This window comes from Bacillus sp. 01N45 (genome assembly GCF_056399205.1).
On the sequence record NZ_JBFTQW010000004.1, the window covers coordinates 230720 to 247285 of the forward strand.

The following is a 16566-nucleotide window of genomic DNA, read 5'->3' on the forward strand; positions in this document are numbered from 1 at the left end:
TACTTTATCAGTATCACGATGGCAAGCGTTCATAATTCTTTAAGCTCAACGACAAAAAGGATAGATAATAAATTATCTATCCTTTTTGTCGTTATATTATTTCACAATACAGGTGTAATTTCGTTTTTTACATGCAATTACAACTAAAGAGCCTTAATAATACGTTCCATCGCCTTCATTTGTCCAATATGATCAGCTTCATGATAAAGCATCATACCGTAAAGCTCCCCTACTGTTTCCAATCCTAGGAATGGCTCTGGCAGTTTATTTTCAAATGCTTCTGCTGGAATTTCGTTAATACGTTTTGCTTGTTCTTTTAATTGAGCCGTTAACACTTCTAACGATGGTCCTTCTGTTTTCCATTTAGACGGTCTTGATCCATACCCAAACATACCTGGATATTCAGTTGGTAATTGTTTGAATTCTTTTCCAAACATGAAAACTTCTGCTGCCGTTAACACATGACCGATATGCCAGCGAATTGTATTGTTAAAACCTTCTGGCTGCGTATCCACAGTTTTATCGTCTAGCGTCTCCATAAATTTAAGCAATTCCCCACGCGTTATTTCAAATTGTTTTAAGCCAACTAGTCTATTCATTTGATCGTTCCCCTTCTTCATGTACCATTTATTATGAACTAAGAATGTTCAACACATTAAAGTTTTACCTTGTTTAATCTATCAGAAACGATTAAGAAAAACATCTAATATGCTTAGTCAAAATATTTAAAAGGTTCATCCCTAATAAATATAGAATTACTTACTACAAAGTTAGTTTAGTAAATAATAGAGGAGTGTCAATTACATGTTACATGTTTTAAAACAACAATATAATCTTATTAGCTCTACAAGAGAAACTCTATTTTCGTTTTTGGAAGAAATCCCACTAGAAAAATTACATAGTACTGTTCCAAATTTCGGGAGCGGTAGCATTATAAAGACGCATATTCATGTAGCCGATTGCTATCGATACTGGCTTGGATCATTCGCATTCAAGCAAAAGCGAGCAGATTTTTCATTTGCTAGTGATTATGAAATTGAGCATGCAGATATCGCAAAAGTCCGTGCTAGATTTAAGTTAGTAGACGAGACTGTACAACGTTTTTTAGATGAATACAATGACCGCTGGCTCGAAAATATAGCAAATGAAGTAAAATGGCAAAAAGAACCTTGGAGTACAACTCCGCTATGGCTTTTAACTCATACAGAGACACATGAGTTTCATCATAAAGGACAAATTGTATCAATGGCTCGTCACCTTGGATACAATCCTCCTGATACAGACCTTAGTTAATTCGATTATAAAAAAACTTGTTGATATATTTTGTTGTGTATAAAACTTTTATCATTTGTTTTAGGTATACCATATCATTATAAAATTCATGTAACATAAAATTAAGACTCATACTTTTCAAACAATACAAAAAACAAAACTCTTCTTCCATGTAGATCGAAAATATTTATATACTCTATCATCAACCTTAAGGAGAAATTTATAATGAGATTAGAGAGTGAAAGAATTTATTTAAGGCCTCTTTGTCAGCTAGATGCGCCTATTATATTAGAAAGTACAATGGATGATGAAATAAGATATATGACTGGAACCAAGTCTACTTTTTCATTGGAGCAAATTAAGACACACATAGATCATATAAATAATGATTCAAGTCGCTATGATTTCGCTATTTGTTTAAAAAGCACTGACGAAATGATTGGAGAGTTGTCGATTTTAGATATCGATGAGGAGAACAAAAGAGCAGGGTTCCGAATATCATTGCTTTCAATAGCGTTAACAGGACAAGGATATGGAACTGAAGCTATTAAAATCGTTTTAAGATTTGTTTTTGAACAACTCATATTAAATCGTTTACAGTTAGAAGTATTTAGTCATAATTTACGCGGGATTAGAGCTTATGCAAAGGTTGGTTTTGTAAAAGAAGGAACCCTACGTCAATCTTTATTTTATAACGATACATACTCGGATGAAATTATTATGGCAATACTTGAAAGTGATTATAAAGATATGTCATTGTAAATAACTGTTCTTAAACTATTAACAACTTGAAAGAACCTTACCACAATAAAATGCAGTAAGGCTCTTTCATTTTTATATCAAATAACAACTCTTAACTCATGTGTTATATTAATACCAAATTGTCTCCGCATAATTATATGCATCACTATTCGGAATGGCATGTTTCCCTTGCGCTTGTGCCTTCCTTGGATCTAAATCATATACCATTGRCGTATAGCATGATGTTTGCCCTTTATTCACAACACCATTTCCTCCAGCACTCCCGCAAGTGTATGCCTTTCCATCTGTTTTTCTAACAATCCTTGCATCAGCTTCGTTATTATATACTGCTGCACGAGTTACTGTAACTTTTGCCCATGCTGTCTTACACGTTGTGCTAAATTTTAATTCCACATAAGAATTGGAATCAATCCACTTCTTTTCTTTCGTTACTGCTGATTGATCACAACTATTGTAATACGGACTTTTCCCATCATACGAATGATCTTCTGCATATGCTTTATCATTATTCGTCGTACTAAACACACTAGTTAAAACGAGAAAAGATAGACAAAAACATGCGCTCAGCTTTTTTAAAAGTTTCATAGCACTCCACTCCTTTTTAATAGCGTCCAGTTTTCCCGTAACCGTTATTAATTGTAACGGCTTCAGCATCAGCTGTATAACCAAAATCCGCAGTTAAATCAAATACCATTCCTGTATACGTACTCGTTTGACCTGTTTTAATTGCTCCATTACCATTATTAGAATCTACTGATTTTTGGAATACACCGTTTTTATATTTATTAATAACAGCGTAAGCATATATCCCTCCAGAAACGGAAGGTGCTGGTTGATCTAAAACAAGCTTAGACCATGCTGCGTGACATTTATTACTGTAACGTAAATACACTGTCCCTACTTTTTTACTACCCTCATACACCGCTGTAGACTTTGCATTAAATCCATCTGCATCACATGTTGTACTGCCTCCGTATACTTTTGTTGTAGCCGGATTTTTTCCGTCATAGTAACTACTTAAATCAGTAGCTGCAAATGTACTTCCTTGAAAACTAAATAATACACCTATACTTGCCACACTTAATACACATACTTTCATTAACTTTTTAAACATTGTAAATCTCCTCCTTCAAAATAAGTACGTATCATAAAGACAATCTATCCCCTATGTAAGCCCTCCTTTCATGCTTCCTAGAGGCATCTTACAGAAACGAATAAACGTTGTAAATTCCCTTATAGTTATTGGAATATACGAAGAAATTTACTTATCCGTCTAAGAAAAAAAGTTGAGAAATACACATTTTATTGCATCCCTATTTAAAACATAAAAGAACCGATACTTATTTCACTCAAGCATCGGTTCTTTATACAAAATTGTCATTTTTTCTTTTATATAAATCAAATATTTCTCCACTTAATCCGTCGTAAAAAACTCCCTCGTCACATCAATAAATTGCTGCAGCGGCGCTGTCATCCATTTATCTTTATGCCAAGCAATTTGTGTATAAATCGCTGAGATTGCATTTTCTACATGTAACTCTTTTATCGTCCCTTCTCTTATATCTTTTTCTACTACTATCGCTGGTAAAACGGCTATTCCTAAATCTGCAATAACACATTGTTTAATTGCCTCTACACTAACGAACTCAATCTTATTTGCTGGATACACCTCTTCTGTACGAAATAGCTCTTCAAATAAAGTTCGATACGAGCAACCAAGCTCCGTTAGTAAAAGTGTCTCACTTTCTAAATCTTTTGTAGTAATGAAACGTTGTTCAAGTAAACGATGCCCTGAAGCAGCTACTATTTTTAATTCTTCTTTCATAAGCGGCTCCACATGTAAAGCATCTTCTGTTTTACATTCGTCCAAAATAAATGCAAGATCGACTTTCCCTTCCATCAATTGTTCCTTCGCATCTTTATTGGAATGCGCAGGTTTAAATATAAGCTTTATTTGAGGAAATTGTGCTTTAAACCTCTTTAATATAGATGGGAGCCTATATGTACATTGACTCTCTTGCGCTCCGATTATTAACGTACCTGCTATTTCCTCATCATCTTTCACAGCCATTTTCGCTTCGTTGCTGAGTGCAATCATCTTGTCCGCATATAGTTGAAACTTCCTACCTGCTTCAGTTAAAAAAAGACGTTTTCCTAATCTTTCAAATAACGGCGTACCTAGCTCAGCTTCTAACGTTTTAATTTGCGCCGTTACGCTCGATTGAGCAAAGTTTAATTTCTTCGCAGTTTGTGTAAAGTTCAAACTATCTGCCGCCACTTTAAATGTAATTAATTGTTTTATCTCCATTTATCGTCCCTCTTTTAAATCGATATTTCCGATTGATTTCATCGAAATAATCCTCTTTGTCTATCGATATTTGTATTGTATGATAAAGAGCATCGACAAACAATAAAAATGGAGGTATTCCATATGAAAGTACTTTGTTTCGAACAATTTGGAAGTCCGGATGTACTACAATATAAAGAAATACATGATCCAATCATAAATCCAAATGAAATTCTTGTCCGTACGAAAGCAATCGGATTAAATTTCGCCGATATTTATAGACGCCGCGGTGATTATCATCTCGCTGGCAATCCGCCTTATATATTAGGTTATGAAGGCGCTGGTATTGTTGAAAAAGTAGGAGCTGACGTTACTAATATTAATCCTGGAGATCGTATTTCATTTGCTGACGTTCCATTTGCAAATGCAGAACTAGTTGCCGTTCCATCGGAGAAAGCAATTAACCTTCCAGATTCTATCTCTTTTGAAACAGCCGCTTCTGTCATATTGCAAGGTCTAACGGCACATTATTTAACGAAAGATAGCTATCAAATAAAACAAGGTGATATAGCTTTAGTACACGCTGCAGCTGGTGGTGTTGGGCAACTACTTATTCAAATCATTAAACTACTAGGCGGAAAAGTGATCGGCCTAACGTCATCAAAAGGAAAAGCACAGATAGCTACATTAGCTGGTGCTGATCACGTATTTTTATATACTGAAGCATGGCCTGCGAAAGTACTTGAAACAACAAACGGTGATGGAGTAAATGTTGTATATGAATCAGTAGGTTCTACATTAGAAGAAAGTTTTAGCGCAACTAAAACTGGTGGTACTGTCGTATTTTACGGAATGGCCGGTGGTAATCCTGCGCCCGTTGATCCGCGTATGCTTATGGATACTTCAAAAACTTTAACTGGCGGAGATCTTTGGAATGTACTTACTACGTATGAAGAACGTAAAAAGCGATCTACTCAATTATTTGATTGGATCGCTACTGGCAAATTAAACATTACGAGCCCTACTACATTCCCCTTACAAGATGGTGCCCGTGCTCATGAATTATTAGAGAGCAGAAAAAGTACAGGGAAGATTTTATTAATCCCATAATCGTTCCAATAAAAAAGGAAGCTAGAATGTATTTCTTTGCTTCCTTTTTAAATGTCATTTATGTTCAATTTCGCTTCTTTTCAATAACCCTGTTATTTATATTTTTTCTGTCTAGGCTTCTCTTTCTAGGCCCCTCATTTTTAAGTTTATATAATAAACGAATCTAAATATTAAAGGAAAGAACAAACCTCCTGATATCAACGATCCAATAAATACAGTATCAATAAAAGAAAAAATCCCAAATAATAGCATTCCAAAAAAATAAAATACAACTGCACTCCAATAAATAAAACGTGGAAACTTAGTTTGGAACGAATCACCTTTTTCACACGGTTTTCCAAATAACAAATGAACGAATTTAATCAACATAATCACTTCTCCATATAATTGTTAATATTCTTTTCTTCTTATAACTGAACATACATCACATACCATGTACCACCCATATTCACACATTCCTTACTTTGTTTTATTTCTCGTATACTTACTTTACATTCCGAGATGAAATGTAAGGCTAGACTAATGTCCCTCCAATACACTGCAAACTAATTTGTTGTTCCTACTCTCTAATTATACCATTACAATAATTTTCATAGTTTGTTTTAAACAGAATATTCCGTTTAAAAATTAATGAATGATATACTGAAAAATAAAAAGGAAGCTAGATTTCTCTATCTTCCTTTTCTTATTTTTATATTTCCACACTTTCTTTCCCTTTTGCAACATAGCTCATATCTCCAACCGACTCGACTGTGTATGTTCCGTCTTGATATACAATCTTCGTCACACTAGCATTTTCCACCCCAAGTTTTGTTTTACTACTGTCTAACATTTCGATTAATGTAGTAATCAAAAGCCCATGAACAACAACTAAAACGTTACCGCCACCATTTGCAGCAGATTCTTCACTAATTTTATCAATCTCTTCTTTTATACGAGTAGAAAATAATTCCCAATCTTCCGCCTGTTTCGTAGGGTCTGCTGCTCTAATAAGATTAATCACTTCTTGAATAGAAAACTTCATAAGTTCTTCTGGTGATGCAACACCTGCAGCTTTTCCAACTACATCCCACATATTTTCAAGTTTTTCACCTTCAAAAATACCAAAATTTAATTCTCGTAATTTTTTTCTTTTCTCAAGTTTTAACTTTGATTGCTCACTATATTTTAATACTAAATTAGCAGTTTCAATCGCTCGGCCACTATCACTACTATATGCACTCATAAAATGAACATCTTTTAATCCCGTTCCTAAATTAGAGGCAACTTCCACACCTTTTTCTACTAACGGAGAGTCTGCCCAACCTTGCGCGCGATGATTCGTATTTAATATTGTTTTACCGTGTCTTGTAGCATATAACGTAACTACATTCTCATTGCTATCTGTATCTCGATTCTTCATTCTTTTCTCTCCCTTTACATTTCTATATCAATTTTACCATCTTAATTATTCATTGAGCAAAATATACGTAAGTGAATTTGCTCAATAAAAAAAGCTATCTTTCTGTATATCTCTACAAAAAGATAGCATCTTTTATGATTACATTTCTTAACTGATATTCCTACTCAGCAAAAGCACTCGAATACTGTACAATTCCTTCTACACCTTGCAGAGCGTTCTCACTTAACTCCATCACCATAAATACTTCATCTGGCACTTCAAATGGTGCTTTTATATTCCACTCACTTGCTTTCTTAAAGCCAAATTTCGGATAGTATTCTGGGTGTCCTAATACTACAACTGACCCGTATCCAAGTTCTTTCGCTTTTTCTAACGCAGCTCCAATAAGTTTTCCACCAATTCCTTTTTTCTGATAGCCCCTAGCAATTGAAACCGGTGCAAGTGCTAATGATTCTACAGAAGTTGCACCTTGTTCTATCTTTATTTTTGATAACAGAATGTGCCCAACAATTTCTTCATTTACCGCAACGATTGATAATTCAGGAATAAACGCGTCACATTTTCTAATACGACTCACAAGTTCATGTTCTGTTTTATCACTGAATTCTTCTTTTAAAAATGCTTGTTGTACAACTCCTTCTGTTTTTTTATAATCACTTTGTTGTTCTTGTCTAATCGTTACCATTTTAACTTATTCTCTATTCTTTCTTATTTCTTTTTGGATTTTACGAAGCGCTTTTTTCGATCCACGCTCAATATCATGTTGCATTTTTCTTTCTTTATAATCGACAAATAGTGTATTTAAATCGTATCCCTCTGGGTATAATTCTTTTGCTGCTACCTCTAACGTAATACGTTTTACATTCACTTCAACGAATTCACCGTTATAATATACAACGACGTTATAGAAATTATCTATTTCCTTATAGATGATACCAAAATCATCATAATCTAATACATTTACACGATCGCCGATTTTGTACTCGTAATGATTTTCTCTTTTTTCTTGCACAAATTTCGATTTTCTAATTTTGCTTTCATTCAGTTTTTCAAAACGATATTCTTTATTTTCCATGTACTGTTTCGCTCTTTTCAGTACATGTTCTCTTACGTTCATTTTATTTGCAATCCAAAGTGCATTACTTTCACCTGATTTTCCGATTACTAATTTATAAAGTGGTTCTAGTGTCTCACTATTAAATTGCATCGCTGCATTCATAAAATCATCATGCATTTCTGAGAATCGTTTAATTTCACCATAATGAGTACTCGCAACTGTAATACATCCCGCAAGATAAAACTCCTCTAAAATAGAAATTGCAAGTGCTGCCCCTTCATTCGGTTCAGTCCCGCTTCCTATCTCATCAAATAATAGTAGCGTATTATTATTTGACATCCTCATAATTTCAGATAGATTTTTCATATGAGATGAAAATGTACTTAGTGCATTTTCAATACTTTGATTATCACCAATATCTACAAATACATTTTCGAAAATAGCAATTTCTGTTTCTTTATCTCCAGCGATGTGCAGGCCTGACATTGTCGCTAATGTTAGTAGTCCAATTGTTTTTAATACAATTGTCTTCCCGCCCGCATTCGGTCCTGTAATAATTAAACTACGATAACTTTGACCGATTTCAAAGTGTAACGGTACTACTTTTCCACTTAAAAGCGGATGCTTACAATTCACTAAATGAATGTAGCCATGATCATTTAACTTCGGCTCTATTCCATCGATCGATTTACTAAACTTCGCTTTCGCAAATACCATATCATATTGACTAATCAATTCCATGTTAATTTTTATATGATAAATATTTTCTACTACCATGCCTGATAAAGTCGCTAAAATTTGATACTCTTCCATCGCTTCTTCTGCTTTCAAACTTGCGAGTTCCACGTTTAACTTTGTAACCGTATGCGGTTCTATAAATACAGTAGAACCTTTAGCGGACGCTTCAACTATACTTCCCGCAACTTGATTTTTATAAGAAGATTTAATTGGAATCGTATACCTATCATCCTTCTTACTAATAAAGAACTCTTGAATATACTTCTTATTTGCACTACTATTTAAAAACTTCGTTAAGCGCTCTTTTATTTTTCCGTCTACCGAATCAATGTTATTGCGAATTCGTTTTAATTCCTTACTCGCAGCTGCATCAATACTATTACCTTTAATGGAAAAGTTGATTTCCTCTTCAATACTTTTATATTCAGTCATTGAATTCGCATAAGAAGCTAATACTGGCGCAAAAAATTCTTTATCTAACATAAATTTTTTAATCTTTCTACAGCCGCGTAAAAAGTCAGAAACACTTACTAACTCTTCAGGATCTAAAATCATCCCTTTTTCTAATTTTTGAATTGTACTAGCAATATTTGAAATGCCAAAGAAAGGAACATGCCCCTCTGCATCTACTATAGCTCGTGCTTCTGTCGTTTCATTCAAACGATTCCTCACTACTTTTATACTCGTACTCGGCTCTAATTTATTTAATAATTCTTTACCTAACCCACTTACACAATAAGATTTCACTATATCCTTCAATTCATTATATTGTAACTTTTCAAAAGTCATCGTATTCATTTTGTTTCTCCTCACTATGATTGATTTTTATCATAAATGAAGATACCTACTCATTAGATTCCAATGAGTTCTACATGATTCATTTACCATTTTTATACATTAAAAAAATATACAAAAAAGCTGCGGGGATACCGCAGCTTTTACATTTACAAGGCATGTGTAATAACATATGAGGAAATAAGCCATAAAAAACGGATGGCACTCCCCTTATTACACGCTTTATAAAGTATTGTAGGTATCTTCATAGGTATCGAAATAAATCCATGACAAAATTAGGGGTATGATATACATAAAAATCCCCTGGTCTTATCCGATTTATTTCATTAAATTTTTCCTATTTAGTACCTACCGCACTCACAAAAAAGCACCTCTCATTAATTTATATTATAGTCATTGAAATCTAATTTACTGAAATCATCATACTATATGTTTTGTGAGAAGTAAAGGTGTCAGACTATTCCCTTGCAGATTGTAAAGCTTTCATATAATCAACCTTTTTCTCAAGGGTCTTTTTCGCATCTTCAGCCGTTACTATATAATCTACCGGAATATGTAGTAATACATCCTTATTATCATTTGGCAACTGAATTGTTATATCATCCACACTACTCTTACTATCTTCAATCGTTTTATTAAATTCCTGAATACTTCTCGCAACCTCCGCTAATGTCTCCATATGCGCACGGTTGTTTACATCTAAAAAGATATTACTTTTGAAAACCGCAGTAACATAATGCTTCGGATGTTGCTTCGCTACTTTTTTCTCTTCATTCTTACCGAAAACAGCGTCCCCTGTTTGCATTTTCTCGAAAGTAAGTATAGTATTAGTCCCTTTTTCTTCATAATATGTATTGAATCTTTCTCGTAAATCATTCGCTTCTTTTTTTATTTTATAGTTATCATTATTTACCTTTGGAGAGGTTCGTCCATCGAACCCTATTTGAAATTGTAAATATGGTTCATCTACTTGCTGTACATAAGCTGTCCGTTTGTTTGGGCCTAAAAAATCCTTACCTTGTTCGGGTATTTCAATTCGATCTAGTTTCACAGAAATACCATGCTCCAATTTTGTATAACTTTGTGCTTTTTGTTCAATTTCTTTATCCGATATATCACATGATGTTAATAGGAATAAACTAAACATTATGCTATATTTCATTATTGTTCTTTTCATATTGCCTCTCCTTTTGCTACTACTACCTATATAGAAATGTCCTTATCGATTTTAAATTACGATTTATATAAAGAACTTCTTTCAATAGTCACAAATGTAAAAACACCCATTTATTATCACTTTACACTTATTGTGTAATTTTACACTATGTTCATTTTACCGTAAAGCAAATATAATATCTATTAAAATCACGTTAAAAACATACTAATATTTAGTTCTATAGCAATCACAGTAAGGAGATATTCTTCGAGTACGAATAAGAGGAGCCACAGGTGACATTATTTATTCCAACGCATCTCTTGTTGTCTCAAAAGTCGACTAGTTCATTTATTAAAATAAAGATTTAGGAATGATAATAATATAAAAAGAAGAGGAAAACTTATATTTCAGTCTACCTCTTCTTTTCTATTAACAATTCACTGCTGAACATATATGGAAACTGATCCTCCACTTACATGGAACTGCCCCCATCCATCCTTATTAATTGTTACAGTATTTGTTTGATTACCCGTCATATCGTGCCATACTTCCCCTGCATTATTCTTTCCAACATCCATCCACTTTGATCCTCCCGTTCCATCAGAGATTAATGTCGCTAAACCAGAATTAGCATGTACACTATCACCTTCTCTTGTCCATCCAATCACATCTGGATGGTCTAAATAATCACGCTGCGTACCATATGCAAAGTTTTTTCGTGCCGTCAAAATCGGATCAATTTTATCTTTTAATGCTGGAATTTCATAACTACTATTTCCGTTTGTCCCATAGTAATCACCATAGAAAACTGAAGGATAGCCCTCTGCACGAGTTAAAATAAATGCATATGCCAACGGTTTAAACCACGGACTTACTACAGATTCTAATGACTGTCCAGGCTGAGAATCATGATTCTCAACGAGAGTAACTGCAAGTGCAGGGTGATTTTGCATTACTGTTCCATTTAAAATATTTCTCATATCATAATTCCCATTTCCTTTTGAAGCATAATGAAAATTGTAATGCAGTGGTGCATCAAATACAGATTGATTATAATTGACCTTCGCTAAATAATTATTTAAAGTTCGAATATCATTTTGCCAATATTCAGCTACTGTAAACATTTCTTTCCCCGTTTGCTGTCTGACATGATTTACCCAATCGCGTAAATATTCATGATCAATATGTTTAACAGCATCTAAACGAAAGCCATCTAAATTTAATTCATTCGCATACCACTTTCCCCAATTTTTCATCTCATTCGCAACATCTGGATGATCAAAATCAAGATCTGCATACATCAAATAATCATAATTTCCATTCTCGCTAGACACTTCCCAGTCCCATGCTTTACCTATCCCCCTAAATTTATAAATTCGATTTAATTTCCTTCCTTCATCCCAATCCGTTCCGTCAAAATGATACCATTTCCATTTGAAATTAGAATAAGCATCGCCACGCCCTGGAAAGTTAAACCCTGTCCATGCATTAATTTCATAATCACCGGATACTTCAATATTTCGATTGTTACGGTCTACCTCGACAACTGTTACAGTTTCAGTATAATCTGCTCCACCTTTGTGATTCATAACTACATCACCATATACATCAATGTTTTGCTTATGTAAAGCTTCAATTGCAGATTTCAGCTGTGCTTTTGTCCCATATTTCGTCCGCACCGTTCCTTTTTGATTGAATTCTCCCAAATCATATAAATCATACGCTCCATATCCTACGTCATTTTGCGTAGTTCCTTTATATGCAGGCGGTATCCAGACAGATGTAATTCCTTTCTGAGCTAAATTTCCAGCATCCGAACGCAAACGATTCCAATGATTCCCATCATTCGGAGCATACCACTCAAAATACTGCATTAACGTTCCATTGTTAACCGTATCTGCATAAACTTTACTCCCCCCATATATACTAGGTAAATACAAAACAACCGACAAGCCGACTACTGTTATTCTTTTCAACATATTTACATCATCCCCTTCCAAGAAAACGTTTGCATAGTTTATCGGAATTATTATAATATTCGTTCTACAATTAGTAAAGTAGCAATCTCTCACTCTCCCACATTATTTTTTAATCTAACTTTACATATTTAACAAATACTTCAAAGTAGTTTTCATTTCACATCTTATTCAAGATTGTTTACAATTTATCTATAAAAGCATGACGGAGGGATTTCTATGACCGACTTTCAAAAACAATTTTTCGCACGATTACATATAGAAGAAAAACAAAAAGTTTCATTTGAAGATTTACCTAACATTATGTACGCGATGGCACAAACTGTCCCTTTTGAAAACTTAAATATACTCGAAAACAACTTTACAGAAATATCAAAAGAAAATCTAAAAGAAAAAATTTTAGTAAACAACCGTGGCGGTCTTTGTTATGAACTCAATCCTACTATGTACTACTTCCTTAAAGACGCTGGATTTGATGTTCATCTCGTTTCAGGAACAGTGTACAATGCTGCAAATTCTATATGGGCTGTTGATTCTGGACACATCGCAACTGTTTTAGCACATCATAATGAACTTTATTTAATTGAAGTAGGATTCGGATCATACTTACCTCTTACACCTATTCCTTTCTCAGGTGAAGTCATTCACTCCATTACAGGAGATTATCGTATTCGTAAAGAAATGACTGAAAAGGGAAATTACATGTTAGAGATGCGTAAAAACAATGAGTTTTTGGATCAATCTTCTGCTGATGATTGGACGTTAGGCTATGCATTTTATATAGAAGAAGTGGATGAAGAAAAAGCAAATGCAGCACAAGAAATTATCGTTGAACATGAGGGCTCACCATTTAACAAAGTACCTCTTATTGTAAAATTAACTGAAGATGGGCATGCATCTTTAACAAAGGATAGTCTCACAATAGCGAAAAACGGTAAAAAAACGAAAGAAAATGTTACAAATGCGCAATATAAAAATCTTTTACATTCAAAATTCGGAATTACATTATAATTTTTCAAGCCTTGCCATTTTAGCAAGGCTTTTCAATTTTCAGCAGGGATTTTTTGCAATTTGTTGTATTTCATAGTTATATAGGAATATAACTACATATTTAGAAAGGAAATGATTATGACTGAACTTAAAGATCGACTACAAGTAGATGAGAAAGAGAAATGGGATTTAACGGATATTTATCATACAATTGAAGATTGGGAAAACGATTTTCATAAACTTGAAGTGTTAACGAAAGAATTACACGAATTTAATGGCAATATTCACGACGGTAATAGCTTATTAGCTTATTTAACAAAGAGCGAAGAAATATCTAGCATAATATCTTTAATGTTTGCTTATGCACGATTACAATCTGATCTTGATACGCGCGATACTGACGCCCAATCGCTTGTCGATAAAGTGTCACAATTACACGTGAAAGTAAGTGCAGCTAAATCTTTCTTTTCTCCATTCTTACTTAGCGTAGATGAAGACACATTACATTCTTACATAGAAGAAGCAGAAGGTTTACAATACTATAAAGAAGACTTATTTGAATTGTACCGTTATAAAAAACACGTATTAAATAAAGACCAAGAAGAGATTTTATCACAAATGGGCGAAGCACTTTCCTCCCCACAACATACATACGGCATGTTAAATAATGCAGATATACTATTTGGTGAAGTGACGACTGATGAAGGAGAAAAAGTTACTTTAACGCGCGGAATGTATGCAAAGTTAATAGAAGATGAGAATCGTGAGAAACGTAAAGAAGCCTATAAAGCTTATTACAAACCATACGTTCAATTAAAAAATTCTATCGCTTCTACTTTATCTGCTGCTATTAAAAATAATGTTACTGTTTCAAAGCTAAGAAGCTATCCATCTGCTTTAGAAAAATCATTATTTGGCGACATGGTTCCGAAAGAAGTATATGAAAATTTAATTGATACGACGAAAAAAAACATTCAATCACTACATACTTATAATGAACTTCGAAAAGAAAAATTACATGTAGATGAACTACGCCAGTACGACTTGAGCGTTGATTTAGTAGCGGGTGTAAAACAAGACATTCCATATGACAAAGCGTTTGACATGATGATCGAATCACTAGCTCCATTAGGTGAAGAATATATTGAAACATTAAAAAGCTTTAAAGATAAACGTTATATTGACGTGAGAGAAACGCCAGGAAAACGTTCCGGCGCTTATAATTTTGGTGTATACGGTGTTCATCCTTTCATTCTTTTAAATCATCACGATGATTTAAATAGCCTTTTCACTCTCACTCATGAATGTGGACACGGTATGCATACGCACTACTCACACGGATACCAACCAAGAATTTCTGCACACTATACTATTTTTGTTGCAGAAGTCGCTTCTACAGTAAATGAAGTGCTATTAATTCATCATTTATTAAAAGAAGCAAAAGATGCTAATGTACGTAACCATTTAGTAAATCATTTCATCGACAAATTTAAAGGCACTTTCTTTACACAAATTATGTTCGCTGAGTTTGAAAAAATCACACATGAAATGGCGCAGCAAGGTAAACCATTAAATGCCCAAGTCTTTAGCGAAGTTTATGAAAGCTTGTTTAGAGCGTATAATGGCGACTCCCTCGTATTTGACGAAGAAGTAAAATACGGCTGGGCTAGAATACCGCATTTCTATCGTCCATTTTACGTATACAAATATGCAACTGGTTTCGCTTCTGCAATCCAAATTGCTGATAAGTTATTGAGCGGCGATCCAAATACTCAAAAACATTATATTGAATTCCTTAAAGGCGGAAGTTCTGACTATCCATTAAACTTACTGAAAAAAGCTGGAGTTGATTTAACTACGCCAGAACCGATTGAAAGTGCACTAAATCGTTTTAGCTCACTTGTTGAAGAGTTTTCAGCATTATAAAAAGCATGCAGAGTATATACTCTGCATGCTTTTTTCATTTTTCTTACTTTATGCTAACTGTTGCTGCGTCACACAGTGAATCATGCCACCATACGCAAACAGTTCATTTACATAAATACCGACAATTCTTCTTCCAGGAAACTGCCCTTCCATGATTTGAAGCGCTAACTTATCATGCTCATCGCCATATATAGGAACTAATACAACTTCATTTCCAATGTAGAAATTCAAATATGAGCCCTTACAGTCTGCTTCTTTTACCACTTTTCTTGTCACCGGTACTGGTATGAGCTGAAATGGCTTTCCATCTATATTTCTTGCTTGTCGCAATTCTTGATAATGCTTTTCGTACGCCTCCAAAAGGTATGATTCACTTTCTCCGAAAGGATCATATTCATAAAGAATTGTATTTTCATTTACAAAACGTGCTGCTCCATCAATATGGTAATCCGTATCTTCATCATAATTATCCTCACCGCGAATGCCCGTTATCCATATAAAATTCGTTACCCCTAAATGCTTCGTTAACTCTATTTCAATCTCTTCCTGACTTAGTGTAGCATTTCGATTTTCATTTATAATAGAAGTTTTTGCCGCCATTAAGGTTCCATTTCCGTTTATCTCTATTCCCCCGCCCTCTAGACAGACACTAGAATTAACTTTTGGAATGCTATACATTTCACTTATTCCCGCCGGAATACCCGCATCATTTTCATACGGATATTTCTCACCCCACCCATTAAAAATCCAGTGTGTTAAGCAGAGATTGCCTTCCTTATCTTTTACAAAAATCGGTCCATTATCTCTTACCCACACATCATCCGTCTCTTGAACTAAGAAATCAATTTTATCCATATCCACTTTCACTTCCATTAACTTCGATTGGACATGTACTTTTTCTTCTTCATCATATACAACAATATGCACAATTTCTCCGTAATGAAGCTCCTTTGCCATCGTTATCCAAATATCATCTAGCTTAGCTCTGTAACCTTCACCTCTATGAGCTTTATCATGAGGCCATTGGAGCCATGTCCCCTCATGTTTCTCCCACTCAGCAGGCATATAAAATAAACTTTTTGTCATACGTGTTCA

The 16566-nt window shown here is 34.2% G+C and carries 16 protein-coding genes and 1 pseudogene; 6 read left to right on the forward strand and 11 right to left on the reverse strand.

The window, feature by feature from the left end:
* Window positions 1-143: 143 nt before the first annotated feature.
* Window positions 144-620: a DinB family protein gene (locus AC1DMU_RS11720; protein WP_002009359.1), complete on the reverse strand. Its 477-nt coding sequence runs from the start codon at window positions 618-620 to the stop codon at window positions 144-146.
* A 184-nt stretch (window positions 621-804) separates the two neighbouring features.
* On the opposite strand from AC1DMU_RS11720, the gene AC1DMU_RS11725 reads away from it, so the two are divergent.
* Both AC1DMU_RS11725 and AC1DMU_RS11730 read left to right on the forward strand, forming a co-directional pair.
* Entirely contained in the window at window positions 805-1293 is a 489-nt protein-coding gene (locus AC1DMU_RS11725; RefSeq protein ID WP_060487832.1) for a DinB family protein, read from the forward strand.
* A 204-nt stretch (window positions 1294-1497) separates the two neighbouring features.
* Window positions 1498-2034, forward strand: coding sequence for a GNAT family N-acetyltransferase (locus AC1DMU_RS11730; RefSeq protein ID WP_060487833.1), 537 nt, complete (start codon window positions 1498-1500; stop codon window positions 2032-2034).
* Between the two features lie 108 nt (window positions 2035-2142).
* Here the strand turns inward: AC1DMU_RS11730 and AC1DMU_RS11735 are convergent, their stop codons facing one another.
* The 3 genes from AC1DMU_RS11735 to AC1DMU_RS11745 all read right to left on the reverse strand — a co-directional run bounded on the left by AC1DMU_RS11735 (window position 2143) and on the right by AC1DMU_RS11745 (window position 4342).
* Window positions 2143-2619 carry a DUF2690 domain-containing protein gene (locus AC1DMU_RS11735; protein ID WP_476941504.1) on the reverse strand — a complete coding sequence of 159 codons (477 nt, stop codon included), beginning with the start codon at window positions 2617-2619 and terminating at the stop codon, window positions 2143-2145.
* A 16-nt stretch (window positions 2620-2635) separates the two neighbouring features.
* Window positions 2636-3148: a DUF2690 domain-containing protein gene (locus AC1DMU_RS11740; RefSeq protein WP_088064110.1), complete on the reverse strand. Its 513-nt coding sequence runs from the start codon at window positions 3146-3148 to the stop codon at window positions 2636-2638.
* Window positions 3149-3448: 300 nt separating this feature from the next.
* Complete coding sequence (locus tag AC1DMU_RS11745; protein ID WP_088064111.1) at window positions 3449-4342, reverse strand: LysR family transcriptional regulator; 894 nt, start codon at window positions 4340-4342, stop codon at window positions 3449-3451.
* Between the two features lie 123 nt (window positions 4343-4465).
* On the opposite strand from AC1DMU_RS11745, the gene AC1DMU_RS11750 reads away from it, so the two are divergent.
* On the forward strand, window positions 4466-5431 hold the full coding sequence (locus AC1DMU_RS11750) for a quinone oxidoreductase family protein (RefSeq protein WP_088064112.1): 966 nt from the start codon (window positions 4466-4468) through the stop codon (window positions 5429-5431).
* Window positions 5432-5542: 111 nt separating this feature from the next.
* On the opposite strand, the gene AC1DMU_RS11755 is transcribed toward AC1DMU_RS11750, so the two are convergent.
* From AC1DMU_RS11755 to AC1DMU_RS11775, 5 genes are all read right to left on the reverse strand, one after another.
* On the reverse strand, window positions 5543-5800 hold the full coding sequence (locus AC1DMU_RS11755; protein WP_088064113.1) for a hypothetical protein: 258 nt from the start codon (window positions 5798-5800) through the stop codon (window positions 5543-5545).
* 322 nt (window positions 5801-6122) lie between these two features.
* The gene (locus tag AC1DMU_RS11760) at window positions 6123-6833 is read right to left on the reverse strand and encodes a histidine phosphatase family protein (protein ID WP_088064114.1); all 711 of its coding nucleotides are present in this window, start codon (window positions 6831-6833) and stop codon (window positions 6123-6125) included.
* A gap of 160 nt (window positions 6834-6993) precedes the next feature.
* Complete coding sequence (locus tag AC1DMU_RS11765) at window positions 6994-7518, reverse strand: GNAT family N-acetyltransferase (RefSeq protein ID WP_088064115.1); 525 nt, start codon at window positions 7516-7518, stop codon at window positions 6994-6996.
* A 6-nt stretch (window positions 7519-7524) separates the two neighbouring features.
* The gene (locus AC1DMU_RS11770) at window positions 7525-9426 is read right to left on the reverse strand and encodes an endonuclease MutS2 (protein WP_088064116.1); all 1902 of its coding nucleotides are present in this window, start codon (window positions 9424-9426) and stop codon (window positions 7525-7527) included.
* A 454-nt stretch (window positions 9427-9880) separates the two neighbouring features.
* Complete coding sequence (locus tag AC1DMU_RS11775) at window positions 9881-10600, reverse strand: hypothetical protein (RefSeq protein WP_088064117.1); 720 nt, start codon at window positions 10598-10600, stop codon at window positions 9881-9883.
* Between the two features lie 235 nt (window positions 10601-10835).
* Between AC1DMU_RS11775 and AC1DMU_RS11780 the strand changes: the two are divergent.
* Window positions 10836-10922 (forward strand): annotated as a pseudogene (locus AC1DMU_RS11780) (exosporium leader peptide); the annotation flags it as partial.
* Between the two features lie 94 nt (window positions 10923-11016).
* Here the strand turns inward: AC1DMU_RS11780 and amyS are convergent.
* Window positions 11017-12558, reverse strand: a complete 1542-nt coding sequence (gene amyS / locus AC1DMU_RS11785; protein ID WP_088064118.1) for an alpha-amylase — start codon at window positions 12556-12558, stop codon at window positions 11017-11019.
* Window positions 12559-12774: 216 nt separating this feature from the next.
* Here amyS and AC1DMU_RS11790 point away from each other — a divergent pair, with 216 nt between their 5' ends.
* Together AC1DMU_RS11790 and pepF are read left to right on the forward strand one after the other, a co-directional pair.
* Window positions 12775-13566 carry an arylamine N-acetyltransferase family protein gene (locus tag AC1DMU_RS11790; RefSeq protein ID WP_088064119.1) on the forward strand — a complete coding sequence of 264 codons (792 nt, stop codon included), beginning with the start codon at window positions 12775-12777 and terminating at the stop codon, window positions 13564-13566.
* 117 nt (window positions 13567-13683) lie between these two features.
* On the forward strand, window positions 13684-15471 hold the full coding sequence (gene pepF / locus AC1DMU_RS11795) for an oligoendopeptidase F (RefSeq protein WP_088064120.1): 1788 nt from the start codon (window positions 13684-13686) through the stop codon (window positions 15469-15471).
* A 48-nt stretch (window positions 15472-15519) separates the two neighbouring features.
* On the opposite strand, the gene AC1DMU_RS11800 is transcribed toward pepF, so the two are convergent.
* Window positions 15520-16557, reverse strand: a complete 1038-nt coding sequence (locus AC1DMU_RS11800) for an agmatine deiminase family protein (protein ID WP_088064121.1) — start codon at window positions 16555-16557, stop codon at window positions 15520-15522.
* Window positions 16558-16566: the final 9 nt, after the last annotated feature.

What these genes read in the sequence shown, in the direction of transcription:
- AC1DMU_RS11720 (WP_002009359.1), bottom strand. Translation starts at nt 620, where the DNA reads ATGAAGAAGGGGAACGATCAAATGAATAGACTAGTTGGCTTAAAACAA.
- AC1DMU_RS11725 (WP_060487832.1), top strand. Translation starts at nt 805, where the DNA reads ATGTTACATGTTTTAAAACAACAATATAATCTTATTAGCTCTACAAGA.
- AC1DMU_RS11730 (WP_060487833.1), top strand. Translation starts at nt 1,498, where the DNA reads ATGAGATTAGAGAGTGAAAGAATTTATTTAAGGCCTCTTTGTCAGCTA.
- AC1DMU_RS11740 (WP_088064110.1), bottom strand. Translation starts at nt 3,148, where the DNA reads ATGTTTAAAAAGTTAATGAAAGTATGTGTATTAAGTGTGGCAAGTATA.
- AC1DMU_RS11745 (WP_088064111.1), bottom strand. Translation starts at nt 4,342, where the DNA reads ATGGAGATAAAACAATTAATTACATTTAAAGTGGCGGCAGATAGTTTG.
- AC1DMU_RS11750 (WP_088064112.1), top strand. Translation starts at nt 4,466, where the DNA reads ATGAAAGTACTTTGTTTCGAACAATTTGGAAGTCCGGATGTACTACAA.
- AC1DMU_RS11755 (WP_088064113.1), bottom strand. Translation starts at nt 5,800, where the DNA reads ATGTTGATTAAATTCGTTCATTTGTTATTTGGAAAACCGTGTGAAAAA.
- AC1DMU_RS11760 (WP_088064114.1), bottom strand. Translation starts at nt 6,833, where the DNA reads ATGAAGAATCGAGATACAGATAGCAATGAGAATGTAGTTACGTTATAT.
- AC1DMU_RS11765 (WP_088064115.1), bottom strand. Translation starts at nt 7,518, where the DNA reads ATGGTAACGATTAGACAAGAACAACAAAGTGATTATAAAAAAACAGAA.
- AC1DMU_RS11770 (WP_088064116.1), bottom strand. Translation starts at nt 9,426, where the DNA reads ATGAATACGATGACTTTTGAAAAGTTACAATATAATGAATTGAAGGAT.
- AC1DMU_RS11775 (WP_088064117.1), bottom strand. Translation starts at nt 10,600, where the DNA reads ATGAAAAGAACAATAATGAAATATAGCATAATGTTTAGTTTATTCCTA.
- amyS (WP_088064118.1), bottom strand. Translation starts at nt 12,558, where the DNA reads ATGTTGAAAAGAATAACAGTAGTCGGCTTGTCGGTTGTTTTGTATTTA.
- AC1DMU_RS11790 (WP_088064119.1), top strand. Translation starts at nt 12,775, where the DNA reads ATGACCGACTTTCAAAAACAATTTTTCGCACGATTACATATAGAAGAA.
- pepF (WP_088064120.1), top strand. Translation starts at nt 13,684, where the DNA reads ATGACTGAACTTAAAGATCGACTACAAGTAGATGAGAAAGAGAAATGG.
- AC1DMU_RS11800 (WP_088064121.1), bottom strand. Translation starts at nt 16,557, where the DNA reads ATGACAAAAAGTTTATTTTATATGCCTGCTGAGTGGGAGAAACATGAG.